The sequence below is a fragment of the Methylobacterium crusticola genome (assembly GCF_003574465.1).
GTDB classification, from domain to species: Bacteria; Pseudomonadota; Alphaproteobacteria; order Rhizobiales; family Beijerinckiaceae; genus Methylobacterium; species Methylobacterium crusticola.
In genome coordinates this window covers 1-24075 of sequence record NZ_QOWC01000134.1, presented here as the reverse complement: position 1 = coordinate 24075, position 24075 = coordinate 1, and the positions used below count along the sequence as shown (strand labels likewise).

Below are 24075 nucleotides of genomic sequence, written 5' to 3'. Positions count from 1 at the left end.
GCTCATCAGCCCGTTATGAAACGGGGTCTGACAGCCTTGCTGACCCCGGCGATTGGACCGGCGTGTTGATACCGTCTTGAGCCGATCTGGCCAACGTCACCGAACGCTGGATCAAATTCGGGAAGGTGACGGCCTGGAGGGACGAGCCGGTGCGCTACCGGGGTGTGTCGGTTTGGGAGTTCGGCAAGTAGGCTCGCCGGCATGGCAAACCAACCTCCACCCTTGGCGAACTCTACAAGGCGAAGATCCTCACCGAGGAGTCCCTAGCAGCCGCCGTCTCGGCGTACCTCGCAGACCCATCACAGCCCGCGATCCTGGCGGCCGGCGAGCACAAGCTGTACATCGGTGCTGCAGTCTTGGCCCATCCATGGGCCCGGGAAGTGCTGGCGCGTGATGATGCATCGAGCGAGCTGCGGCGGGGCGCGGTCCGGACGGCGGTGCTGCTGGCGCGGCCGGCTTAGCACCGCAGTCGCACCAGCTTCGCTCGAGGTGTCTGCTGTAGGTGGGAAGTGGAAGCTGGCTCGATGCCAGGAAGCGGGCCTCCGGCCCCGCGTCCATTGCCGCCGTACAGCGTCACTCTAGACATCCCGTAAGCGGACTGCTACTTCGACAAGCTAGAAGATGGAGCTGCCCTCCAGTCGGAGGAAGAGCCCGGCATGATTGCGCGTGCGCGGGCATCCGATAGCGCCCGTATGCCTTAGCTAAAGGCTTACTCTTCTCGGCTACCGACACCGCGCAGGCAGAAACCTACAATCGCCTTGGCTTGAGCCTGCCGTTCAGCGTCAGTGGACAGGGTATCCAAGGCCAGGGGACCGACGAGGCCCTCGAAGAGCGAGCCCACGATGCAAGCGGCCGACGCCTGCACATCCTGGACGGGGAATTCCTTCGACCGGATACCCTGCTCGATGATCGTTTCGAAGACGCGGGCGAGCTTCCGCCGGTACTTCAACCGCGCCGCCTCAATCTCGGGTTCGACGGGCTCGGCGATCAGGGCGTGCGCGAGCTTGCGGCCCAGCAAGGCGCGGCTGGCGAAAAGCGACGAGGACGCGGCCAGGCGTTCGGCAGCGGTGCCGTCACCCATGGCTAAACCCGCCGCGGCGTCGACCTCGCGCTGCGAGACGGTCGCCACGACCTCGACCATCAGGACGGCCTTGGACGGGAAGTGTCGGTAGAGCGTCGCGAGCGCGACGCCGGCCGCCTCGGCGACCCCAGTCATCTGCGCGTCCCGGAAACCGACACGCGCAACGAGGTCGCGGGCGGCGCTGAGGATCGTCGCCCGCTTGTCGAGGGACTGTGGCCTGGCGCTCGTGACCTGGGCCGACTGTGTAGCGTGTGACATCGTCTTCCTACTCAAGCTTGCAGCATGGACCGGCATCGATGGCGGGCCCCGCGCACCATCCCCTCCGCCCAGTGAACTTCCCCGGTACCGCTCCCTGCCCGTCGCTCCTTCCGCTCCGCGGCATACCCCGACGTGATCACCGCAGCGTACCGGTCGCTTCGTATCCAGGGCCTTGAACCGGTCTGGAACCGCCCCGCCAACCTATCAGGAGACAGCCACTTGACACAGGTAGAATCATGATTCTACATTCGGGACAGCAAGAGAAGAATAAGGCGAAGCGGCCCCCCGCGTTACTGGGGATAAGCCGCCGCTGGGAGGGAAGAATGGCGCTTCTGATCTGAACGGTCGGAGCTGCCCCTGAGCTACCCATCCCCGGTTTCACCTGAGCGCCCGAACGGGCCTGCCGATGGGACGTCGTGTCGAGCCATCTCGACCGCTCGTCCCAACTGCCGGCGAGGCCGAGGCGTCGCGCCCGTGTCCTTCGTGATGAACCTCAGGAGGTGTGCCCCCATGCCGGCAGAACAATCCAAACCGTTGGCGTCCCGCGTCCAGGAATTGGTCGAGCTTTATCGGGACCCCAAGGCGAGCGTTGCCCACCTTCTCTGCGACCAGCATGCTCCGGATGCCCTGGCGTACAAGGTGGTCGGGACCGACCTGGAAGCAACGGACCTCACCTACGGACGCCTCCGGACCGAGTCCGAGAGGTTCGCGGCGGCCCTGGCAGATCTCGGCGTCGGCCCCGGTGACCGCGTCGCCACCCTGATGGGTAAGGGGACCGAGTACCTCATCACGCTAATGGGCCTCTGGCGCCTCGGCGCCGTGCACGTGCCGATCTTCACGGCGTTCGCGCCCCCCGCGATTGCCTTCCGCCTCAAGGGGAGCGGCGCTAAGGTCGTCATCTGCGACGCCGCGCAGCAGGACAAGCTGCGCCCGGGCGAGGACATGCCCGCCGATCCCCAGTGGCAGGTGGTGACGACAGCCTCCCAGGCGGTCGCCTCGGCCGGGCCGCTGTCCTTTCACGCGATCCTGGCAGCGCAGGCGCCCGGATGGTCGGCGGCGGTCCTGGGCGGCGATGCGCCCATCATCCAGATCTACACGTCGGGCACCACCGGCACGCCGAAGGGCGTGGTCGTGCCGACCCGGGCCCTCGCTGGCTTCCGCGCCTACGCCGAGTTCGGGCTAGGCCTGCTTCCGGACGACCTCTACTGGTGCGCGGCGGACCCGGGTTGGGCCTACGGCCTGTATTTCGGCGTGCTGGGGTCGTTCACGACCGGCGTGCCGAGCCTGCTCCTGACGTCCGGGTTCGATGCCAAGGCGACGTTCGAGGTCCTGGCCCGGTACAACGTGACGAACTTCACCGCGGCGCCGACGGTGTATCGGTCGCTGCGCGCCTTCGAGGGTCTGAGGCCGCAGGTCACGAGCCTGCGATGCGCCTCCAGCGCCGGCGAGCCCCTCACGCCCGAGGTCAACGAGTGGGCGGTCGAGGCTCTGGGCGTCACCGTCCATGACCACTACGGCCAGACCGAAGCCGGCATGTTGATCAACAACCACCATCACCCGGAGCTGCGCGGCCCGATCAAGCCGGGCTCCATGGGGACCCCGCTGCCGGGCTGGTCGTTGCTGGTCCTGAAGAACCAGGAGGACGCCATCGCCCCGGACGGGGAGCTCGGGCGCGTAGCCGTCGAGGTGAAGGACAGCCCGCTGGCGTGGTTCTCGGGCTACGTATCCGACCCGCTCAAGAGCGCGGAGAAGTTCGCCGGGAACGGTCGCTGGTACCTGACCGGGGACGCGGGCCGCCGGGACCAGGATGGCTACTTCCACTTCTCGTCCCGCGACGACGACGTGATCATCATGGCCGGGTACCGGATCGGCCCCTTCGAGATCGAGTCGATCATCGTGACCCATCCAGCCGTGAGCGAGTGCGCGGTCATCGCGGTCCCCGATGCGACGCGCGGCGAGGTTCTTGAAGCCTACGTCGTCCTGCGCCCGGGCGAGGAAGAGGGCACGGAGCAGGTGAAGAGCATCCAGAACTGGGTCAAGACACGCTACGCCGCCCACGCCTTCCCGAGACAGGTGCACTTCACCGAGGCCCTGCCCAAGACGCCGAGCGGGAAGGTGCAGCGGTTCGTGCTCCGTCAGCAGAGGCGCGAGCAGATGACCTCGAGCGTCGCCGCAGCGAGCTGACATGACCGCCAAGAACGCACATCGAGAATTGGACCTAGCCGGCATGACCCAGGATGCCGGGGCGGAACTGACCGCAGACGCCGCGGTCATCGACGCGGTCGTGAACCGGCGGTCCATCCGACGGTTTCGCCCGACGCCGATCCCCGCGGGCGTGGTGACGGGGATCCTCTCGGCCGCCTCGCGCGCCCCTTCGGGGACGAACTTCCAACCTTGGCACGTCCATGCCGTGACAGGGGCCACGCGCGAGCGGCTCTCGCGCGCCGTCCTCGCGGCGGCCGAGGCCGGTGAGCGATCGGAGGAGTATGCCTACTCGCCGTCGCCTGTGATGGAACCTTACCTGTCGCGCAAGAGGCAGGTCGGCTTCGACCTCTACGAGCTCTACGGCATCGAGCGCGGTGACTACGAGGGTCGCAAGCGGGCGATGCTGAGGAACTTCGAGTTCTTCGGCGCACCGGTCGGGCTGTTCTTCACTATGGAAGCCTGCCTGCTGCACGGGTCGTGGCTCGATTGCGGCATGTTCATGCAGAATGTGATGATCGTCGCCCGGGCCTACGACCTCGAAACCTGCCCGCAGCAGGCTTGGTGCGAGTTCGGGCGCGTCGTGCACGAACAGCTCGGCATTCCGGACACGCACATCCTCCTGTCTGGCATGGCGCTCGGGCACGCCGACCCCGACGCCCCCGAGAATACCCTCGTGAGCCACCGCGAACCGGTCGGCAGCTTCACGACCTTCCACGACTAGGCGGTCGCCCTGGGGCCGGCGGCGCGACCGCCGGCCTTGCCGTCCCACGCAACCCATTGGGTACGACGATGCAGATCAAGGACCACGTCTTCCTCGTGACCGGCGGGGGCTCGGGCCTCGGCGCCGCGGTGGCCGGCCGGCTGGCGGCCGGGGGTGCCAGCGTCGTCGTCGCCGACGTGGCCGCGGAGGCGGGGGAGAGCGTCGCCGCCGAGATCGGGCCGCGGGCTCGTTTCGCGCTCACCGACGTGACGAACGCCGAGCAGGGCGAGGCGGCGGTGCGGCTCGCCCGGGATGCCTTCGGCCATCTCCACGGACTCGTGAACTGCGCGGGCGTGGCCCCCATCGAGAAGGTTCTCGGCCGGGCGGGCCCGCACGGGCTCGACAGCTTCGCGCGCACGGTCGGGATCAACCTGATCGGCACGTTCAACATGCTCCGGCTCGCCGCGGCGGCCATCGCGCAAGAGGAGCCCGGCGAGGACGGCGAGCGGGGGGTGATCATCAACACCGCCTCCATCGCCGCCTTCGACGGCCAGATCGGCCAGGCAGCCTACGCGGCGTCGAAGGGCGGCGTGGCGGCCCTCACCCTGCCGGTCGCCCGCGAGCTCGCCCGTTCCGGCATCCGCGTCGTGACCATCGCCCCCGGCATCTTCGAGACACCGATGATGACCGGCATGCCTCAGGACGTTCAGGACGCCCTGGCCCAGGACGTCCCCTTCCCGAAGCGCCTCGGCCGGCCGGCGGAGTTCGCCGCACTCGTCGAGCACATCTGCGGGAACGTCATGCTCAACGGCGAGACGGTCCGCCTCGACGGCGCCCTGCGGATGCCGCCGCGCTGAACATCGCAAACCCGGAAGGAGCACATCCATGAGCGAGCTCGATCCCATCGTCATCGTCGGTTCCGCCCGGACGCCCATGGGTGCGTTCCAGGGCGACTTGGGCTCGCTCGCGGCGCCCGAGCTCGGGGCGGCCGCCATCCGGGCGGCCGTCGAGCGGGCGGGCATCCCGGCCGAGGACGTCGAGGAGGTCGTGTTCGGCTGCGTGCTCTCCGCCGGCCAGGGGCAAGCGCCCGCCCGTCAGGCGGCCCTGGGCGCCGGGTTGCCGGAATCGACGGGCGCCACGACGGTCAACAAGATTTGCGGCTCGGGCATGAAGGCCGCCATGTTCGCCCACGACCTCCTGCGTGCCGGCAGCGTCAGCGTCGCCGTCGCCGGCGGCATGGAAAGCATGAGCAACGCGCCGTACCTGCTCGACCGTGCCCGGGGCGGCTACCGCATGGGGCACGGTCGCGTCCTCGACCACATGTTCCTCGACGGGCTGGAGGACGCCTACGACAAGGGCAGCCTGATGGGCGTTTTCGCCGAGGATTGCGCCCAGAGCTACCAGTTCACCCGCGAGGCCCAGGACGCGTACGCGATCCGGTCGCTGATGCGGGCGCAGAAGGCGGTCTCGGAGGGCTTGTTCGCACGCGAGACCGTCCCAGTGACGGTGAAGGCGGGTAAGGCCGAGTGGGCCGTCGAGCACGACGAGCAGCCGGCCCGGGCGAAGCCCGAGAAGATCCCGAGCCTCAAGCCGGCCTTTCGCGAAGGCGGCACCGTCACGGCGGCCAACGCCTCCTCGATCTCGGACGGCGCCGCCGCGCTGGTGCTGATGCGGCGGTCGGAGGCCGAGAGACGGGGCCTGACGCCCCTGGCGACAATCGTCGGCCACGCGACGCATGCCGGCACCCCGAGCCGGTTTCCCACTGCCCCGGTCGGGGCGCTGCGCAAGCTCTCAGAGCGCACGGGCTGGGACTTGGACGCGGTCGATCTGTTCGAGATCAACGAGGCGTTCGCCGTCGTCGCGATGGCGGCGATGCACGACCTCGGGCTCCCGGCGGACAAGGTCAACATCCACGGCGGCGCCTGCGCGCTGGGCCATCCCATCGGCGCGTCGGGTGCCCGGGTGATGGTCACGCTCCTCTCGGCCCTGGAGACCTACGGCTTGAGACGTGGCGTGGCTTCCCTGTGCATCGGCGGCGGGGAAGCGACCGCCATCGCAATCGAACGGGTCAACTGACCGCCTTCTGAGAACCCCGACGACCTTCGCAAGCGTCCGGGCTCCCCGGACGCACGGACGACCTCGGTCGGACGCCGCGAGCGGCTGTCCAAGTCAATAAGGATGCACGCCAGCATCCAATCTTCACGAGATCCTGCATTCAAGTTGACTGCAGGAGTCTAACACCATCGATAGGCGTGGGAGAAAGTCATGACAGCGGTTGCGGTAGCGTCACATGCGAGCGGGATGACCTCAAAAGACAAGCAGGTCATCATTGCTGCATCGCTGGGCACGGTTTTTGAGTTCTACGACTTCTTCCTAATCGGTCTGCTTGCCGCCGAGATCACGAAGGTGTTCTTCTCGGGGGTCAACCCCACCGCGGGCTTCATCTTTACGCTGCTGGGCTTCGCAGCGGGCTTCATGCTCCGCCCGTTCGGCGCCATCGTCTTCGGGCGGCTCGGCGACATCGTCGGTAGGAAGTACACGTTCCTCGTGACGATCCTCCTGATGGGCGTGTCCACGTTCGTCATCGGCCTGCTGCCGTCCTACGCGACAGCGGGCCTGGCCGCCCCGGTCGCCTTCATCCTGATGCGGATGCTCCAGGGGCTCGCCCTCGGCGGCGAGTTCGGCGGCGCCATGATCTACGTCGCGGAGCACGCCCCGCAGGGACGACGGGCCGAGTGGACGTCCTGGGTCATCCTCACGGCGGCGGTCGGCTTCCTTCTGGCGGTCGCCGTCATCATCCCGCTGCGCCTCACGCTCGGCGGCGACGCCTTCACCGCCTGGGGCTGGCGGGTGCCGTTCATCATCTCGGTCGCGCTGCTGGGCATCTCGCTCTGGATCCGCCTGAAGCTCGACGAGTCCCCCGAGTTCAAGCGCATGAAGGCCGAAGGCAAGGCGTCGAAGGCGCCCCTCGGGGAGGCCTTCGGACAGTGGAAGTACCTGCGCCTGATCCTGGTCGGGGCCCTGTGCATCCTGCCGGCGCAGGCCGTGATCTGGTACACGGGCCAGTTCTACTCCCTGTTCTTCCTGACCAAGGTCCTGCGCGTCGAGACGTTGACGGCGAACGTCATGTTGATCACGGCGACGGTCCTAACGGCGCCGCTGTACATCGTCTTCGGCGCGCTGTCGGACCGCATCGGGCGCCGGGCGGTCTACGTCACCGGCTACCTGCTCTGCGCGGTGCTGACGGTGCCGATCTTCCAGGCCATCACCCACTACGCCAATCCCGGCCTTGAGCGGGCGCAGATTGAGACGCCCATCACGGTCGTGGCCAACCCGGAGGAGTGCTCGCTGCAGTTCAATCCCCTGGGCACATCCAAATTCACGACGTCCTGCGATGTCGTGACGGACGCGCTCGCCAAGCTGGGCTTGAGCTACTCCAGCGAGGGCGCGACCGGCGCCGGCAAGGCCAGCGTGAAGGTCGGAGACCTGGCCGTGGCGGGGTACGCCGCCGACGACGCCGACGCGGCCGCCCAGAAGGCGCGCTTCGAGGGTGAGTTGAAGGCGGCGCTGACCAAGAAGAACTATCCGCTCGGACCCGCCGCCGAGGACGACATCAACCGTCCTATGATCGTGCTGCTCCTGTGCGTGCTCCTGAGCTTCGGCACGATCACGTTCTCGCCCACCACGACGTCGCTGCTGGAGATGTTCCCCTCGCGCATCCGCTACACCGCAATGTCGTTCCCCTACCACCTCAGCGCGGCGTGGTTCGGGGGCTTCCTCCCCGCGACCGCCTTCACCATCGTCGCCGCCACGGGCAACATCTACTCGGGCCTGTACTACCCGGTGGCCATCGCCACGGCCTGCTTCGCCCTAAGCCTGCTGTTCGCCCGGGAGACGAAGGACGTCGACATCTCCAAGGGATGACTGGCCACGGTCGGCCACGAGTGCCCGACGAAGCCATGACTCAAGCGGCGGCGGAGCTTCCGCCGCCGCTTCCACCTGCCAGCGCCTGATGCGAGCGGGAGAGCGGCATGCGCGAGTCCTGGGACGGGGTGGCGGTCGATTACGGCTCAGCCGAGGTCGAGCGCGGCGTGCGTGTCCACTACGGCGTGGCCGGTGCTGGTGACCGCACCGTGATGCGCGTCCACGGCTACCCGCAGACCGCCTATGCCTGGCGGCGGGTGGTCCCGTTCTTCGTGCAGGTGGGGCTTCGACTGGGCACGTACACTGCAGCGACCACGTCCGCTTCCACACCGAAAGCAGACCCCGCGCCCCTCGAAGGCGAAACTCTGCACGTGCCCCAAAGCTGCCCCACGCGCCGCCTGTCGAGAATGTCTGGTTGCGAGGGTTTTCCGGACATTTCATTCCCTGACACGATTCCCTGACATCCACCATCACGACGTGCTCTCGCGTCAGGCGCGTCAACGGATGTGGCCACCCTGACCGTGAGGGGTGGGTCGTTTCCTAGACACAATGAACCAGGAAAGCTGGCAAACTAAAGATCATGTTTTTCCCGCGTTGCCTTTGGTAGGTACCCGATTCAGTTGCATCATACGCGCCTCAATCCATGCGACCTCCCGCTGAAGGATTTGCATCAGCTCCCGCTGTCGCTCCTCGCAAAGTCGACTTTCAATCGCCGCGATGGAAAGCGCGGCGATCGGACGTCCATCCTGGCCGCCAATTGCCACGCCGATGCCCATGAGCCTGGGAGCAGCATCCCGGGGTTCAGAGCGTAGCCTTTCTCGCGCGCCTCCAAATATTCCATATTATGGACCATTTTTTCAAAAGATGCTGGTACTTGAACGGGGCGCTGATTATCTGGAAAGAGATAGAGCTCAACCGCACATGCCAGTTGACAGCTATGGTTCGTCGCGTATCAATAAAAGCAGAAGCAAGCAAGGTCCATATAGCGGACCATATGGGTTGAGGAAGCAAGAGTCCTGCGAGGCTCGTACCGAGAGGGTCACCAATGATGTTGTCTCGCCGCCGCCTGGGGGCGGTTCAATCCGGTTCGCATCCACAGCCTGCATTCGGCCGCCGGCCGCAACGTCCGGCTGGCCGTCCTGCCCGGCGACAGCCACCTCGACTGCCTCATCAAGCGGCTGGCTGCACTCGGCATCCGGAACGCCTCGATGATGATTCTCGGGGGCTAACGCGACTCTGGGTAAGAGCCTGAAAGGCGTGCCCCTGGTGCATTGTCACGCCGCCATCCGCACTGAGACCGGCGCCGTGAAGGGCGGCCCTATCCTGACGGATGCATGCGTCGTCAGCTCGACCCCAATCCCGGTGCTAGTCATCTCGCTCGACGGGTTCGAGCTGTGCCAAGCCTACGACCCGGAAACCAACATCCCGCTCCTCCAACCCTACAAGGCAGACGACGATGAGTGACACGATCAGGGTCGAGACCGAATCGATGAGTCGCGTCGCCTACGCACGCATCGGCCCTAACGAGGACTTGGTGCTGGGCGTCGAGAAGCCGTGGCTCGCCGAAGGTTTCAGGAACGCGTTCGTACGCAGGCACTCGGCAGTTTGGTCGGCGCATGTCTTGGCACTCTCAGCGGCGAGTACATCCAGGTCAAAGGTCCCGCTGTTGAAATTTTCAGTCTTGCAGGAGAGGTTCACTCGACGGGTGATGGCTCACTGACGGCCGCCCCTTAATGTTGTGGTGGCAGATCCGGACGGCAATTTCTATGGTGGATCTTTCATCGCCGGCTCAAATCCGATCTGCATGACGTTCGAGGTGACTCCTGAGGAGTGGTTGATTGCTAAAATCACTAAACGGCCAAGCAGGCAAGTGATTCCTGAAATTAAAGTTTATGGTTTTTGTCTAAAATAGTTCTTAATATTCCAAGGAGCTTTCAGATTGCATTGAAAGTTGCGTTCGGATAAGGACAAAGTCAGTAGAAACGGTCGTTGTTCGAGTTGAATATAGTAATATCAACCACGTGGCGCGGGACGCCTCGTTCGACGGAGGAATGCTATGGCTAAGAAAATGAAGCGCCGGACCTTCCTAGGGGCAGTGGCGGGCGCCACGAGCGTTGCCTCTTTCGCAATCCTGACAGAGAAATCGAAAGCTGCAGAATTTGAGTACAAGATTGGTAATGATAACAACGACGCCCACCCACTAAATGTAAGACTCAAGGAGGCTGCTGAAAATATAAAGACAGAAACGGGCGGAAGGCTTGTATTTAATATATTTACCAACAGTCAGTTAGGCGGTCAGACTGACATGTTATCACAACTCCGGTCAGGCGGCCTTCAATGCTTCAATATATCCCCTCTGATCCTAGCTACTTTGGTTCCGGCTGCTTCGATTTCAGGAGTAGCTTTTGCTTTTAAAGATTTCGAGACTGCCTTCCGTGCAATGGATGGCGATCTCGGGGAGAACGTGCGAGCAGCCATCAGCAAATCAGGCATCGATTCTTTCAAATCTATATGGAACAATGGCTATCGTCAGGTAATGACCTCGGCAAAGCCGGTGCTGAAGCCAGATGATCTGCGTAATTTGAAGCTTCGAGTCCCAGTTAGTCCCATGTGGCTCTCGACGTTCAAGTCATTGGGCGCGGTGCCAGCAACAATCAATTGGAGCGAAACTTACTCCGCCTTGCAGACAAAAATTGTTGATGGCCTCGACACCTCGCTGCCGAATGCGGATCTTGCCAAAATATACGAGGTGCAAAAATACTGCGCAATGACTAACCATATGTGGGACGGCTATCTATTCCTCCGCAACCGGAGAGCCTGGGCGGCACTGCCTTCCGACTTGCAGCAGATCGCAGAGAGAAATTTCGAGAGTGCGTGCATGGCTCAGCGCAAAGATTATGAAGCTCTCGAAAAGGCATTGCGGCAGCAACTTGAGGCGAAGGGCCTCAAGTTCACCGACCCAAATCCAGATGATTTTCGCGATGTCTTGAAGACAGCCGGTTTCTACACCCAATGGCATAAGCAATTCGGAGACGAGGCCTGGTCTGTGCTTGAGAAATATGCAGGAGTCCTAAGCTAATTATGCAGCATTCGTGCCACCGAGAAGAGGAGGGCGGAACGATGTCAGCTACGATCCAGCGCCATTTTGCTGATCTCGGCGGAGTGACGCTGAACTACCTCGCCGCCGGACAGGGAGAGCCCGTGGTCCTCATCCACGGTATCCCGCAGACTTCGTATGAATGGCGGCATATTATACCCACGTTGGCAGAGACGTACTCCGTCATCGCGCCCGACATGCGGGGTTTGGGGGATTCCTCCCGCCCTGCCTCCGGCTTCGATAAGAAGACGATCGCGGATGACATTTGGAGGCTCGTGCACGACCATCTGAGGCTTAACAATTTCTTCCTAGTCGGCCACGATTGGGGCGGACCGACAGCTTTCTCGTTAGCCGCGCAGCATCCGAACGCGGTACGTAAGCTTGCCATCCTCGACGTCGTCATACCTGGTGACGGTGGCGACTTCTCGCAAGGTGGTCGACGTTGGCACCACGCCTTGTTTCGCACAGCCGACCTACCCGAAAAGCTCTTCGACGGGCGCGAGGAGATGCTTCTGGACTGGTTCTTCGAAAACTACGGACACCGTTCCGACTGTATCCCACGGCTAGATCGCGAGGAGTACTACCGCACGTACAAGAAGCTCGGCACCATGCGTTGCATGTTCGAGATTTACCGCGCTCTGCCGCAGGACGCGGCTGACAACAAGGCCATGCTGGAGCACTCCGGGAAGCTTAAGATGCCGGTTCTAGCTCTCGGAGGGGATAAGAGCTTCGGCCGGGGCATGGAGACGCTTGAGTCGCTCCGGCGCGTCGCCGTGGACGTCCGGGGTGGTATTATTCCAGATTGCGGCCACTGGGTGACCGAGGAGCAGCCGGACTTTGTCGCAGCCGAACTCCTCAAATTCTTTGCTGAGTGACTTAGATCACGTGCGAGATCAGCACGGTGCCGTAGCACATCGGGAAGTGGGCCGCGTACATCACATGGTGGTCTAGCGCCTGGAGCATACCATCCACCTCCACCAACTTGAAAAAGGAGGGAGCCGCCATGCGGGTTTAGTGCGATCGCGACGCCGAAATCAACCTTATCAAGGGCAAGAAGGTTGTTATCGTCGGCTACGGCAGCCAGGGCCACGCCCACGCGTTGGGCACTCTGGAAAACTGAACGAGGTCACAGCTGCGGTTGTATTCCTCGCGTCAGATGACGCTGCCTTCATCACAGGCACGACGCTGGAGGTCGATGGCGACCTCATGCGGCGTTGTGGGTCTCTGACAGCTTGGTCCTGACGTCGTGATCTTCTTGAACCATGACGGCACTGCAGCGCATGCTTCCGGTAAGGGACCGCCATGACTGGGCTCGAGACGCCGGCCGCGCCATCGCGCGCCGATTTCCTGAACCGCCTGCAGACCATCGTGGGCGCGGCCCACGTGCTCACCGCCGGCGCCGCGACGCGCCGCTACACGCGCGGCTTCCGCTACGGTGGCGGACCAGTGGTGGCTGTCGTGCGCCCCGGCTCGCTGGTCGAGACGTGGCGGGTGCTGAACCTCGCCGTCGCCTCGGGGCAGGTAGCGATCTTCCAAGCCGCGAATACCGGCCTTACCGGCGGCTCCACGCCGTGGGGCGAGAATTACCACCGAGAGGTCGTGCTGATCAGCGTCATGCGCCTCAAAGGCATCCACCTGATCGAGGGCGGCCGGCAGGTCTGCTGCCTGCCCGGCGCCACGCTGGATGCGCTGGAGAAGCGCCTGCGTCCGCTCGGGCGCGAGCTGCACTCGGTCATCGGCTCGTCCTGCATCGGCGCGTCGGTGCTGGACGGCATCTGCATCAACTCGGGCGGTGCGCTGATCCAGCGCGGGCGCGCCTATACGGAGATGAGCCTTTATGCCGAGGTTCGCGCCGACGGATCGGTCGCGCTCGTCAACCATCTCGGGCTCGATCTCGGCGAGGATCCCGAAACGATCCTGTCGCGGGTCGAACGCGGCGACCTGCCCGACCCGGCGCCGAGCAACGCCTGGGCCTCGGACCGCGAGTACGTCACCCATGTCCGTGACATTGAGGCCGACACCTCGGCCCGCTTCAATGCCGACCCGCGCCGCCTACGCGAGTCTTCAGGGTGCGCGGGCAAGCTCGCCGTCTTCGCTGTCCGGCTCGACACCTTCGAGGCCGAGACGGACACGGCCGTCTTCTACATCGGCACGAACGATCCGGCTGAAGTGACCGAGATCCTCCGCCACATCCTGACGCGCTTCCAGAACCTGCCGATCGCCGCCGAGTACATCCACCGCGGGGCCTACGAGGTGGCGGCCAAGTACGGCAAGGACATCTTCCTGTTCATCCAGCGAGCCGGGACCAACCGGATGCCCGCCCTGTTCGCCGCCAAGGCCCGCATAGATGCGCTGACCGAGCGCCTGGGGCTTGGCGCAACGGTGTCGGATCGGTTGGCGCAGGCGGTGGCTGGGCTGACGCCACAACACTTGTCCGCGCGAATGAACACGTTCCGCGACCGCTACGAGCACCACCTGCTGCTGCGCATGGGCAGTGCGGGCATTGCTGAGGCACGGAACTACCTGTCGGGCCTCCTCCCCTCGGCCAGCGGCGACATGTTCGAATGCACGCCGGAGGAGGGACAGGCCGCCTTCCTCCACCGCTTCGCTGTCGCGGGCGCGGCGGTGTGCTTCCGGGCCACCCACGTCCGCGAGGTCGAGGATATCGTCGCCCTCGACATCGCGCTGCGCCGCAACGACTGCGACTGGGTCGAGCGCCTGCCGCCCGAGATCGACGCCAAAATCGAAAAGAAGCTTTATTACGGTCACTTCTTCTGCCACGTCTTCCACCAGGACTACGTGGTCAAGAAAGGCCACGATTGCACTGCCGTCGAGCACGAGATGTGGCACCTGCTCGACAGGCGCGGCGCCGAGTACACGGCCGAGCACAATGTCGGCCATCTCTACCACGCCAAACCGGAGCTGGCCGGGTTCTACCGCAAGCTCGACCTGACCAACAGCCTGAACCCCGGCATTGGTCACACCTCGAAGTGCGCGCACTGGCGTTAGGAGGTGTCCAGGGCCGCAGCCGGGCACGGGTGCAGCGGCTGCGAAGGGATCGACATGGGCCGCCTCCGGGTAGGGAAGCCATCTCGACGTCCGCCAGACCGACCATGCTCACTTCTCCAACAGTATCCGGCGCTTATGCGAATTCGGCCATCTGGCTGGTTCCATATGCTGGGCTTATGCGAATGGCAGGCGTCATCAGTCGCTTGGCAATTGATTGCCAACCCATCGAGAAGTTCGCGGCGATCTGCCTACTTCGCATAAGCCCAGCGTATGGAACCAAGGATCATCCACTCTCGGCGGCAAGCTCATGGCAGGAGATCTGCATGCACATCGCCCGGCGCCGAGGCTTGCTCGCCAGGGTCACCTGATCCACACACGAAGGCAGCGCCCGCATGAGGGCGGGGCATGAAACCAGACGGAACGCTGGCGGCGTCGCCAGGCTTGTTGCCGGTACCGCGACCAGGCCCACGTCCATCCCGCGAACGCCGGTGCCATCAGGCAGGGCTGCAGCATGGAGCGGGCAGTCTCAGGACCACCTGCTCCATGTTTCGGTTCAAACGCCCTTGTCGTTCGGGTTGGCGATCGCTTCCTTCAGGGGTGCAGTCATCGGGAAATTCAAGTTAATGTTCTTGGGCGGGATCGGGCTGGTAAACCACTTCGTGTACAGATTTTGGAAATCACCACTCTTCATCAGGCCGACCAGCGTGCGGTCGACCAAAGCCTTGAAGTCCGGGTCGTCCTTGCGGATGATCAGCCCGTAAGGCTCCGTGCGCAGGCTGTCATCAATGAGGCGCCAACTGTCGGGTTTGGGGCTGTTGGCGACCAAGCTGGCAAGCAGCACGTCGTCCATAACGAAGGCCTCTGTGCGACCCGTCGTGAAGGCCAGGAACGAACCCGCGTGATCAGGGCTCATGACGTTATTTGTCTTGAAATTCTTTTCCTGAGTTCGAGCAGCGAGGAGACCAATCGAGGTTGATCCAGCCGTGAGAGAGACCGCCTTCCCGTTCAGGTCTTCAAACGTCTTGATCGGGGCATCTTTCATAACTACCGCTCTGATGCTAGACACGAAAATTGTGTCGCTGAACGCGACGACTTTCTGCCTCTCGACAGTGTTGGTTGCCGGTCCGCAGACGATATCGATCGTACCATTCTCGATCAGCGGGATCTGGTTGCCGAGTTGGATCGGCTGGAATTTTGTCTGAAGTGTCGAGAGCTTAAGTTCTGCTTTCACCGCGTCGACGACGTGCGCGCAAAGATCGATGGCGAAGCCGACCGGCTTCTGCTCACCGTCGAGGTAGGAAAACGGCACAGACACGTCCCGGTGACCGAGCCGGATCTCACCGACCTCCCTGACTTTCTTGAGGGTGTCACCCGCCTGCACCGCGACCGGCGCAGTGATCGCGGCGATGGCGATCAGCAGAGAGCGAATACGGACCTTCACGATGTGCCTCCTTGCGCGCGGTGGACGGCTGACAAGCGCGAGGCGTGGGCCGCCCCATCGTCGACTCGGCCGATCAAGCCCAAAAACTCCATGGCGCTCAGGCATATTGGATACGATGCCTTTTTTGTGAATACAACAGCGCAATCACCTGCTCCGTTTGGCGAGCGTGCCAGGGTAGCTGCGAGCCTCCCCCCCGCGCGGGAGGCGCTGTGAGCGCTCTCATAACGCAGCGGGCAGGTGGTACCGCGCATAGACCTCTTGTCATGACATCCAATATATGTGAATTGGATAAAAATTTCCCGCGCGGCCGCTGGTTCAAACCGGCAGAGACGTGCCCAGGAAGGAAGCTAGGACCATGCCCACTGCAACGACGGACGTCGCGATTATTGGCGCCGGCAACATCGGCATCGCTGTGGCGTACTACCTGGTTACCCAACACGGCGTGGCTGACGTGGTGCTGCTCGACTCAGGCGACCCCATGGCCCTGACCTCGGCCCAGTCCGGCGAGAACTACCGCAATTGGTGGCCGCACCCGGTCATGACCGCCTACACGGATCACGCCATCAGCCTCCTCGAGGAGGTCGCCCAGGCCAGCGGCAACCGCATCCACATGAACCGGCGCGGCTACGCGCTCGTCACGCGGCGCGAGCGGCCCGAGGATCTCGTCGCCGAGTTGTATCGTGGCTACGGTGAGGGAGGCGCCGACCGGATCCGCCTCCACGAAGGGGGGAGTGCCAGCACCTACCAGCCGGCGATAACGGCGGACTGGACGACCGCACCCGACGGCGTGGACGTGCTCATGGATCGCGCGCTGATCCGGGCACACTTCCCGAGCCTGGCGCTGGATGCCGGCACCATCCTGCACATCCGCCGGGCCGGCGACATCAGTGGCCAGCAGCTTGGACAATTCATGCTCGAGGCCATTCGCGCGGCCGGCGGGCGGCTGCTGCGCGCGCAGGTCACCGCCATCGAGAGCGGTCCGCCCTTCACGCTGAGCCTGCGAGATGAGGCCGGTTCTTCGACGCTCCGGGCCGATCGCATCGTCAACGCCGCGGGGCCCTTCTTCTCGCAGATCGCCACTATGCTCGGCGAGGACCTGCCACTTTCCTACGTCTATCAGCAGAAGATCGCGTTCGAGGACCGCGAGAACGCCATCCCGCGGGACCTGCCGTTCACGATCGACCTGGACGGCCAGGAACTCGCCTGGACGGACGAGGAGCGTGAGCTGCTGGCGTCCGACCCCGAGGCGGCCATCCTGCTGCGCCCCCTTCCGGGCGGTGTTCACCGCCGACCCGAAGGCAGCGAGAGCGGCCGGTGGATCAAGCTCGGCTGGGCCTACAACACGGCCCCGGGCGATCCGGCCGGTGAGCCGCCGCTCGACCCCAACTTCCCCGACGTGGTGCTGCGCGGCGCGAGCCGCCTCAGCCCGGCTTTGCGCACCTATCTCGGGCGCCTGCCTCGCGGCGCGCGCCACTACGGCGGCTACTACGCTATGACCCCGGAGAACTGGCCGCTGATCGGCCCCATGCGGACGCCGGGTGCGTTCATGGCAGGCGCTCTGTCGGGTTTCGGAACCATGGCCTCCACAGCCACGGGTGCCGTGTGCGCCGCCTGGATGGCTGGTTCCGAGCTACCTTCCTACGCTTCGGCGCTCTCGCTGGAGCGCTATGCCGACCAAGCGCTGATGAGCGAGTTGCGCGACTCCGCCAGCAAGGGCGTTCTCTGAGGCCGCGCCTCACTCACGCGACACCCCGGTTGGAGCGGGACATGGTCGTGGTGTCTGTATCCGATTCGTGCACAATGCATAAAAACCGCCCACGAACGCACAAGTCGGATACATCTCCATGCCCAAATCCGCTGCCCTGACCCGCTCAGCCGGAAGCGTGCCGGAGGCCGGAACCAAGGTTTCGGCGCCGGCCATGGTTCGCGAAGGCCTGCGCCGAGCTATTGTCAGCGGTGAGTACGCCAGCGGCACGCAGCTGCGGCAGGACGAGCTGGCTGAGCGGTTCGGCACCAGTCGCATCCCGGTCCGCGAGGCCCTCCGGCAGCTGGAGGCCGAGGGCCTCGTGACGATCGAGGCCAACAAGGGTGCTACGGTCACGGCCCTGTCACTCCAGGAGGTTCTGGAGTTGCTCGACATCCGCATCGCCTTGGAGTGCCGCGCCCTTCAGCTCGCGATCCCGAACATGATCGATGGCGACTTCGATGCCGCTGAGGAGATCCTCCAGGGCTACTCGACTTCGGAAGATCCCACCTTGTGGGGCGAGGCGAACTGGCGGTTCCACTCGGTGCTGTACGCACCGTGCGCCCGGCCGAAGCTGCTCGCCATGATCGAGAGCAACTACGGCCACGTTGGGCGCTTCACGCGGCTCAACGTCTCCAGGGCAGCCGGGAAGGATCGACCGCTGCGGGAGCACTGGGAGCTGCTCAACCACTGTCGATCCGGCGCCGTGGAGAAGGCGACGGCTCTGCTGGAGGAACACATCGCCTACTCGCAGAAGTCGCTCGCCGCGGCGACGCGCCAGCCACGATGGCAGAACACAGGTGCGTCATGACAGCAGACTACGACGTCGCGGTCATCGGCTGCGGCAACATGGGCGCGGCTCTGATCTCTGGATACCTGGCTCGCTCGCCAGAGAGCCACGTGTTGGTTGTGGATCCGGATCGCGAGCGCTCGAGATCGCGGCTACCGGCCGCAGCCGGGCTGATGTTCTCGGAGCGACTGACGCCTTTGCGGGACAGGCGGGCAGCGGTGACGATCCTCGCGGTCAAGCCTCAGTCCTGTGCCGCGCTGCTTCCGGAACTCGCGGGGACTACCGCCGCGTCCGAGCTGGTGCTGTCGATCGTTGCTGGCGTAGGTGCCGGGACCCTGCAGCAGGCTCTCCCAGGCGCACGAATTGTCCGCTGCATGCCCAATACACCTGCCGTGCAAGGGGCCGGCGCAGCCGTGCTGTGGTCCGCACCCGAGGTACCGGCGATTGACCGCTCGCGATGCCAGGCGCTGCTCCAGGCTGTCGGTAGCGTGGATTGGGTCCCGGACGAGCGGCACATCGATCTGGCGACGGCCGTGTCGGGAAGCGGACCGGCCTACTTCTTCGCGTTCACCGAGGCGCTGGGCCGTGCCGGAGAAATCATTGGGCTGGCCCCGGAACTCGCTGCCAAGTTGGCACGCGCGACAGCAATCGGGGCGGCAGCCATGCTGGATGGGCAAGCTGAGTCACCCGGTCAGCTGAAGGCGGCGGTACGTAGTCCCGCCGGCACGACCGACGCAGCCCTGCGGGTGTTCGAGCAAGACGCGGCGCTCGATGCGCTCGTCCAGGAGGCGGTGTCAGCCGCGCACCGTCGCGCCATCGAACTCAGCCAAACGATCGCCTAGTGGAGCGCAACCAGCGCACGACGTCCTACAATGTCAACAAAACGACGGTTTTTCAGCCACTTAAACCTGTAAGGTTTGCGTGTTAGGAAACCAAGCGGTCCGTCAGCTCGCGTCGCTTGGATCACCGTCGCAACAAGGTGGCCTGCGAGGCGGACCACGCCAGGCATGCCCCAGGGGCGGATCCCGACCCGTTGCGGACCTACATCAGGGATGCGAGCTAAGGTGGCATCGGGCATCAGGCCGAGCGCATGAGCTTGTCGCGCAGTGGGCTTGGCAGCGACGCCAACCATTGCTCCTCGCCGCCCGGTTCCGGCAGCACACTACCGAACTCCAGAACGCCTTGTGCCGGGATGTCCGAGACGTACACCCAAACGTCCTGTTCCGAGATACTCAGGATCTCGCTCGTCTCCTGCATGATGCGGCGCAGGATCCTCGACTTTTGCTCGTTGGTCCGTCCCGCCCTGATGTCGGCGCGCACCCAAACATGGTTCGCCGAGGCAGGCTCGCCGCCGATGAACATCGCCCCCGGCTCGACCTTGTAGAAGATGACCTGCACGAAATAGCGTGGGGCGCTTGCTTCCACCTGATGGATGGACGTGACGCTCTCGACGAGCTTCGCGCGCTGCTCTGCCGTCACGTCCTTCGCCGTCGAGAAGGTATAGGTCGGCATGGCGTTCTTCCTGGTGTGGTCGATGGATGGGCAAGACCCCGCCCGGTGCGTCTTGGGCCGACCGCTCTGGCCGCTCAGCCGCAGAAACGGAATGTGTCGAGAAGCAATCCCATGGCGGGATGCTGGTAGAACGACCACGCCGCTGCCACGGTCAGAGCGACGCAGAGCACGGCGGCGAGCTTCGCCGCTGTTGCGAGGGGAGGCGACCTCACGTGCCTGATCCTACCGCTCGGAGCCGAACGACGGGCTCTTCCCGGATCGGCAGGTTCAAGAGCGCCGCGACGAGGCTGAGGCCGATGGCCAGCCCCCAAGCCGCATCGTAGGAGCCGAGCCGGTCGTAGAGGTAGCCGCCGAGCCAGCCCCCAAGAAATCCGCCGACTTGGTGGGCGAGGAAGACGATGCCCGCCAGCATCGACATGTTCTTCACCCCGAACAGGCCGGCCACCAAGCCGTTGGTGAGCGGCACGGTCGAGAGCCAGAACAGGCCCATGGTCACGCCGAAAGCGTAGGCCGACCAGGTCGTGATCGGCAGGAGCACGAAGAGCGCGATGGAAACGGCGCGTCCCAGGTAGATCCACACCAGCAGCCGCGGCTTGGAGTAACGGCCGCCCCACAGCCCGGCGTAGTACGTCCCCGCGACGTTCACGAGTCCGATCAGAGCCAGCACCGTCGTGGCGACGGAGGTGGGCAGCCCTTTGTCGGCCAGGAACGCCGGAAGGTGCACCGCGATGAACACGACCTGGAAGCCGCATACGAAGAAGCCGAGCGACAGCAGCCAGAAACCCATGTGGCCCAGCGCCTCACGCAGTGCTTCTCCGATCGTCTGACCGTTCGGCGCGGGCATCGACGGGCTCGACCCGGTACGCTCAAGGAGCGGATAGGACAGGGGCACGATCAATGCGCAGAGGATCGAGAGTGCAATCAGAGCGCCGGACCAGCCGAACCCTTCCATCAGCCCGAAGGTGCCGGGCAGCATGACGAATTGACCGAACGAGCCGACCGCCATGGCGACGCCCATGGCGAGGCTGCGCTGCTCGGGCGGCATAGCCCGACTCACCGCGCCGAACACGATCGGGAACGTCGTCCCGCTCAGCCCCAGACCGACCAGCAGACCGGCGCTGAGCACGAAGCCGGCCGCGCCCTGAGGCTGGGCCATCAGCACGAGCCCGGCGACGTACAGGGCAGCGCCGCCCAGGATCACCCGACCTGCGCCGATGCGGTCGGCGAGCATGCCTGTGAAGGGCTGCGCGGTTCCCCAGATCAGGTTCTGGAGCGCAATGGCGAAGGCGAACACCTCGCGTCCCCAGCCGCTGTCCATCGAGATCGGCTGCAAGAACAGGCCGAAGCCGTGGCGCAAGCCGAGCGAGAGCGCCAGGATCAGGCCACCGCAGGCGAGGATCGCGCTCGGACTGCGCAGGTTGCTGTCCGCCATGCCTTGTTCCTCCCGGTTGTCGACCCCAGCCCCTTATGGGTCGGTGCTCAGTTCGCGTACTGGGCTTCGCCGTTGCCGAAGGACCAGTTCTCCTTTGGCACCTCGACGAGGCTGATGAACACGTCCTCGCGGCGCAGCCCCAGGCGCTCGTGCAGGCCGTCAGCCACGGCCTCGTAGAAGCCTTTCTTCTGCTCGACCGTTCGCCCTGCGTTGAGCGTGAGTTGGACCACGACGCAATCGCGCGTGCGTTTGATGCCGAGGTAGTTTTCGTCGGCAGTGAAGTTCTCGGACGAATGCTCGGTGATGATTTGGAAGCGATCGTTCTGCGGCACCTTCAGGATTTCGATCATGGCATCGTAGATGACTTCGCCGATGGTGCGGCGGTAGTCGGCCGACTTGCCGTATACCAGATCAACGCGAGCTAATGGCATACCGTCTCCTATGCAGGCATATACCCGCTTCTGTGCGTCAGACGATGTTCAGGCGCTCCGCAGGGCGCCGAGTTGGTCGGCGACCGCGCGGAGGGCGGACGACTCTACCAGCGGCGTCACGCGTCGCTGGGCCTCACGCCAGTACGGCAGCGCAGCCTCGATCGCGGCCGTACCGGCATCGGTGAGGTAGGCAACGCGCTCGCGCTGGTCCGCTTCGCCGACCTCGATCCGGACCCATCCACGGCGCTCCAAAGGATTGAGGTTGCGGCCCATCGTGGAGCGATCCAGCGCAGCCTCGGCAGCCAAGCGCGTGACAGGCAGGGGGCCGAGGCGCGCGAGCGTGCGCAGAACCGAGAACTGCGTGATGCGCAGGCCCGCGGGTGCGAGCGCTGCATCATAGGTGGCGGTGACCGCACGAGTGAGGCGACGAAGCGCAGTGCAGGCGCAAGGAGCATCGGCTTGCATGAAGCGGGCATATACCCGTTTTTTGGGAGGTGCAAGCCATTAGGTCCATCTGGGCGAATGCCAAGACCTCCGATCTGGCGGCTGATCCCTGCACTCGCAGGAAGGTGGGAGCGTCAGGGATCTCGACTGAAACTCGAACCTGAGCGTCCGTATACCCCTTTGCGGACACTGCGAAAGCCCGCTTTCAGACGCTTGATGAAACAGAGACATGCAACCGGAGTGGGTCGAAGGCGGAACGTCCGCTTTGGATCGTAAGACCAGAGTCCGGTTCCCAGCCCGAACGGTATTGGACAGATCAGCACTGCATGTCAATAAAACGACCGTTTTTCTTACATCTCTGCGAGCCACTTCGCCTGACGCGCTTGACGCGAGAGCGCCGGCACGTCGTCGATGTCAGGAAAACGTGGCAGGAAAACTACTGCCAGAAATACTCTCCCGTGGCACTATCCTGACATGCTCATCGGCTACGCCCGCGTCTCCACCACCGACCAGAACCTCGACCTCCGGCGCGATGCCCTCACGGGTGCCGGCTGCTCGCGCATCTTCGAAGAGAAAAAGTCCGGCAAGGCCGGCAGCAAGCGGCCCGAGTTCGAGGCGGCGCTCGCCTACCTGCGCCCCGACGACGTGCTGGTGGTCTGGAAGCTCGACCGCCTCGGCCGATCCCTCGTCGAGATGATGCGCACCATCGACGCCCTGCGCCGCCAGGGCGTCCACTTCCGCAGCCTCACCGAGCAGTTCGACAGCGACACCGCCCACGGCCGCTTCGCCCTCCAGGTGCATGGCGCCATGGCCGAGTACTTCCTCGACCTCAACCGCGAGCGCACCGTGGAAGGCCTCAAGGCAGCACTGGCTCGGGGGCGCAAGGGTGGCCGGCCCAGGAAGCTGTCGGAGGCGGACCTGGAGGTGGGTCGCGCCCTACTGGCCACCGGCAGCATCACGGTGGCGGAGATCGCCAAGCGGCTGGGTGTCAGCCGGTTCACCTTCTACAGCTACTTTCCTCAGGCACGCGCCCGCAGCCAGCCGGCGGGAGGCTGAGGCCGATGCCGATCCGCCCGGAGAACCGCTTCTTCTACCTCATCGACTGGGTGCAGCTCTCGGCAACGATCCGCTTCGGGCGGGCCCGGGGCCGCTGCGAGGGCTGCAGCCGACCGCATGGGCAGCTCGTCTCGCACCTGGGCGATGGACGCTGGTGGGACGCGGCCGAGAGCACCTGGCGCTACGGGCGGGGACGCCGCCTGAAGCTGGCGGCACCGGAACACCTGCCGGCGGGCACTGAGATCTTGTGGTGGCGGGTGAGAACCACTGTCTCGCCGCTGTGCCAGTTTACGGCCCCAAGCCCGTAGCGCCGCGTCGGCTGCATGGGGGTTGGGATCATCACCTGCTGCGCCTTGGGTCTCCACATCGGCCGCAGGGTCGGATGCCAGCTGATGGCGAACTCATCGGCGTAGTAGAAGGCCGATCCTGGCTTCAGATCGTCGCGAGCGCGCTCGACCACCTTTTTGACAGCATAGTCCGGATCCGGACTGCTAATCGTACGTTGGGGACGACCGAACCCGAGGCCTGCCGCATGCAGCAGGCGATGGATGCTGGCCACGCTCATGCGCAGACCGGTCTCCTCCGCCAAATGGTCGGCGAGACGAGCGGCGGTCCAGATCGAGAACGGCAGATTGAGGGCGCGCGGGCGCCGCCGCACCAGTTCTACCAACCGCTCGCGATAGTCGGTCCCGGCCTTGCCTCGGTGGTCTTCGCGTAGAACCATGAAGGGGAGGGGCTCTGCACCCCCTCTCGCACCTCGACCAAATTGCTACGCGGCTCCCATCGACTACGGGACAAAACGGTGGTACAAAAAGCGCGGAAGGTGGCGGCCTAAGTGCCTGATTTTGCTATTATTTGGCGCGTCAGTGTCCAATCCGTCCCTGGGCACCATCAACCCTCTAAGAGCGCCTAACAGAACCGGTTGTGGCGCGTTAGAACGGGATGGCGAGA

Annotated in this window: 24 protein-coding genes and 3 pseudogenes; 18 read left to right on the top strand and 9 right to left on the bottom strand. The window is 64.6% G+C overall.

Features of this window, described 5'->3' with window-relative positions:
• Nucleotides 1-709 precede the first annotated feature (709 nt).
• Entirely contained in the window at nucleotides 710-1339 is a 630-nt protein-coding gene (locus DT057_RS25535) for a TetR/AcrR family transcriptional regulator (protein ID WP_128564902.1), read from the bottom strand.
• Between the two features lie 534 nt (nucleotides 1340-1873).
• Between DT057_RS25535 and DT057_RS25530 the strand changes: the two genes are divergently transcribed.
• The 6 genes from DT057_RS25530 (at nucleotide 1874) to DT057_RS36215 (ending at nucleotide 8629) form a co-directional block, all read left to right on the top strand.
• The gene (locus DT057_RS25530) at nucleotides 1874-3523 is read left to right on the top strand and encodes an AMP-binding protein (protein ID WP_244937394.1); all 1650 of its coding nucleotides are present in this window, start codon (nucleotides 1874-1876) and stop codon (nucleotides 3521-3523) included.
• 1 nt (nucleotide 3524) lies between these two features.
• Entirely contained in the window at nucleotides 3525-4265 is a 741-nt protein-coding gene (locus DT057_RS25525) for a nitroreductase (RefSeq protein ID WP_238312796.1), read from the top strand.
• Between the two features lie 68 nt (nucleotides 4266-4333).
• Entirely contained in the window at nucleotides 4334-5101 is a 768-nt protein-coding gene (locus tag DT057_RS25520; RefSeq protein ID WP_128564900.1) for an SDR family NAD(P)-dependent oxidoreductase, read from the top strand.
• Nucleotides 5102-5129: 28 nt separating this feature from the next.
• Nucleotides 5130-6320 carry an acetyl-CoA C-acyltransferase gene (locus DT057_RS25515; RefSeq protein ID WP_128564899.1) on the top strand — a complete coding sequence of 397 codons (1191 nt, stop codon included), beginning with the start codon at nucleotides 5130-5132 and terminating at the stop codon, nucleotides 6318-6320.
• A gap of 225 nt (nucleotides 6321-6545) precedes the next feature.
• Nucleotides 6546-8168, top strand: a complete 1623-nt coding sequence (locus DT057_RS25510; protein ID WP_128564898.1) for an MFS transporter — start codon at nucleotides 6546-6548, stop codon at nucleotides 8166-8168.
• 107 nt (nucleotides 8169-8275) lie between these two features.
• Nucleotides 8276-8629: an alpha/beta fold hydrolase gene (locus tag DT057_RS36215; protein WP_203236374.1), complete on the top strand. Its 354-nt coding sequence runs from the start codon at nucleotides 8276-8278 to the stop codon at nucleotides 8627-8629.
• A gap of 117 nt (nucleotides 8630-8746) precedes the next feature.
• Here the strand turns inward: DT057_RS36215 and DT057_RS25500 are convergent, their stop codons facing one another.
• On the bottom strand, nucleotides 8747-8944 hold the full coding sequence (locus tag DT057_RS25500) for an IclR family transcriptional regulator C-terminal domain-containing protein (protein WP_128564897.1): 198 nt from the start codon (nucleotides 8942-8944) through the stop codon (nucleotides 8747-8749).
• A 481-nt stretch (nucleotides 8945-9425) separates the two neighbouring features.
• Here DT057_RS25500 and DT057_RS36920 point away from each other — a divergent pair, with 481 nt between their 5' ends.
• The 7 genes and pseudogenes from DT057_RS36920 (at nucleotide 9426) to dld (ending at nucleotide 14274) form a co-directional block, all read left to right on the top strand.
• Nucleotides 9426-9632: a PPC domain-containing DNA-binding protein gene (locus DT057_RS36920; RefSeq protein WP_238312798.1), complete on the top strand. Its 207-nt coding sequence runs from the start codon at nucleotides 9426-9428 to the stop codon at nucleotides 9630-9632.
• Nucleotides 9625-10080: pseudogene (locus DT057_RS36915) on the top strand (PCC domain-containing protein). Before DT057_RS36920 ends, DT057_RS36915 begins: the two are co-directional and overlap by 8 nt.
• A 144-nt stretch (nucleotides 10081-10224) precedes the next feature.
• A complete protein-coding gene (locus DT057_RS25485; RefSeq protein ID WP_238312799.1) occupies nucleotides 10225-11247 on the top strand; it encodes a TRAP transporter substrate-binding protein in 1023 nt (340 codons plus the stop codon).
• Between the two features lie 41 nt (nucleotides 11248-11288).
• Nucleotides 11289-12140, top strand: coding sequence for an alpha/beta fold hydrolase (locus DT057_RS25480; RefSeq protein WP_128564896.1), 852 nt, complete (start codon nucleotides 11289-11291; stop codon nucleotides 12138-12140).
• Between the two features lie 158 nt (nucleotides 12141-12298).
• Nucleotides 12299-12367 (top strand): annotated as a pseudogene (locus DT057_RS36910) (hypothetical protein); the annotation flags it as partial.
• A 14-nt stretch (nucleotides 12368-12381) separates the two neighbouring features.
• On the top strand, nucleotides 12382-12507 hold the full coding sequence (locus DT057_RS37555; protein WP_238312886.1) for an SDR family oxidoreductase: 126 nt from the start codon (nucleotides 12382-12384) through the stop codon (nucleotides 12505-12507).
• A 60-nt stretch (nucleotides 12508-12567) separates the two neighbouring features.
• Nucleotides 12568-14274 carry a D-lactate dehydrogenase gene (gene dld, locus DT057_RS25470; RefSeq protein WP_128564895.1) on the top strand — a complete coding sequence of 569 codons (1707 nt, stop codon included), beginning with the start codon at nucleotides 12568-12570 and terminating at the stop codon, nucleotides 14272-14274.
• 553 nt (nucleotides 14275-14827) lie between these two features.
• Here the strand turns inward: dld and DT057_RS25465 are convergent.
• Nucleotides 14828-15715, bottom strand: a complete 888-nt coding sequence (locus tag DT057_RS25465) for a transporter substrate-binding domain-containing protein (RefSeq protein WP_238312801.1) — start codon at nucleotides 15713-15715, stop codon at nucleotides 14828-14830.
• 355 nt (nucleotides 15716-16070) lie between these two features.
• Here DT057_RS25465 and DT057_RS25460 point away from each other — a divergent pair, with 355 nt between their 5' ends.
• The 3 genes from DT057_RS25460 (at nucleotide 16071) to proC (ending at nucleotide 19091) form a co-directional block, all read left to right on the top strand.
• The gene (locus tag DT057_RS25460; RefSeq protein WP_128564893.1) at nucleotides 16071-17441 is read left to right on the top strand and encodes an NAD(P)/FAD-dependent oxidoreductase; all 1371 of its coding nucleotides are present in this window, start codon (nucleotides 16071-16073) and stop codon (nucleotides 17439-17441) included.
• Between the two features lie 118 nt (nucleotides 17442-17559).
• Nucleotides 17560-18270 carry a GntR family transcriptional regulator gene (locus tag DT057_RS25455; RefSeq protein WP_128564892.1) on the top strand — a complete coding sequence of 237 codons (711 nt, stop codon included), beginning with the start codon at nucleotides 17560-17562 and terminating at the stop codon, nucleotides 18268-18270.
• Nucleotides 18267-19091: a pyrroline-5-carboxylate reductase gene (gene proC / locus DT057_RS25450; protein ID WP_162501500.1), complete on the top strand. Its 825-nt coding sequence runs from the start codon at nucleotides 18267-18269 to the stop codon at nucleotides 19089-19091. Before DT057_RS25455 ends, proC begins: the two co-directional genes overlap by 4 nt.
• A gap of 235 nt (nucleotides 19092-19326) precedes the next feature.
• On the opposite strand, the gene DT057_RS25445 is transcribed toward proC, so the two are convergent.
• The 5 genes from DT057_RS25445 to DT057_RS25430 all read right to left on the bottom strand — a co-directional run bounded on the left by DT057_RS25445 (nucleotide 19327) and on the right by DT057_RS25430 (nucleotide 22089).
• The gene (locus DT057_RS25445) at nucleotides 19327-19761 is read right to left on the bottom strand and encodes a tautomerase family protein (protein WP_128564890.1); all 435 of its coding nucleotides are present in this window, start codon (nucleotides 19759-19761) and stop codon (nucleotides 19327-19329) included.
• A gap of 74 nt (nucleotides 19762-19835) precedes the next feature.
• Nucleotides 19836-19973, bottom strand: coding sequence for a hypothetical protein (locus DT057_RS35620; RefSeq protein ID WP_162501499.1), 138 nt, complete (start codon nucleotides 19971-19973; stop codon nucleotides 19836-19838).
• The gene (locus DT057_RS25440) at nucleotides 19970-21193 is read right to left on the bottom strand and encodes an MFS transporter (RefSeq protein WP_128564889.1); all 1224 of its coding nucleotides are present in this window, start codon (nucleotides 21191-21193) and stop codon (nucleotides 19970-19972) included. Before DT057_RS25440 ends, DT057_RS35620 begins: the two co-directional genes overlap by 4 nt.
• Nucleotides 21194-21240: 47 nt before the next feature.
• Nucleotides 21241-21624, bottom strand: a complete 384-nt coding sequence (locus tag DT057_RS25435) for a tautomerase family protein (RefSeq protein ID WP_128564888.1) — start codon at nucleotides 21622-21624, stop codon at nucleotides 21241-21243.
• Nucleotides 21625-21672: 48 nt separating this feature from the next.
• Nucleotides 21673-22089: a MarR family winged helix-turn-helix transcriptional regulator gene (locus tag DT057_RS25430; protein ID WP_128564887.1), complete on the bottom strand. Its 417-nt coding sequence runs from the start codon at nucleotides 22087-22089 to the stop codon at nucleotides 21673-21675.
• Nucleotides 22090-22542: 453 nt separating this feature from the next.
• Here DT057_RS25430 and DT057_RS25425 point away from each other — a divergent pair, with 453 nt between their 5' ends.
• Together DT057_RS25425 and DT057_RS36905 are read left to right on the top strand one after the other, a co-directional pair.
• A complete protein-coding gene (locus DT057_RS25425) occupies nucleotides 22543-23124 on the top strand; it encodes a recombinase family protein (protein ID WP_128564886.1) in 582 nt (193 codons plus the stop codon).
• A gap of 5 nt (nucleotides 23125-23129) precedes the next feature.
• Nucleotides 23130-23384: pseudogene (locus tag DT057_RS36905) on the top strand (HNH endonuclease); the annotation flags it as partial.
• Here the strand turns inward: DT057_RS36905 and DT057_RS36210 are convergent.
• A complete protein-coding gene (locus DT057_RS36210) occupies nucleotides 23306-23848 on the bottom strand; it encodes a winged helix-turn-helix domain-containing protein (protein WP_203236373.1) in 543 nt (180 codons plus the stop codon). The pseudogene DT057_RS36905 and the gene DT057_RS36210 sit on opposite strands and share 79 nt — an antisense overlap.
• Nucleotides 23849-24075: the final 227 nt, after the last annotated feature.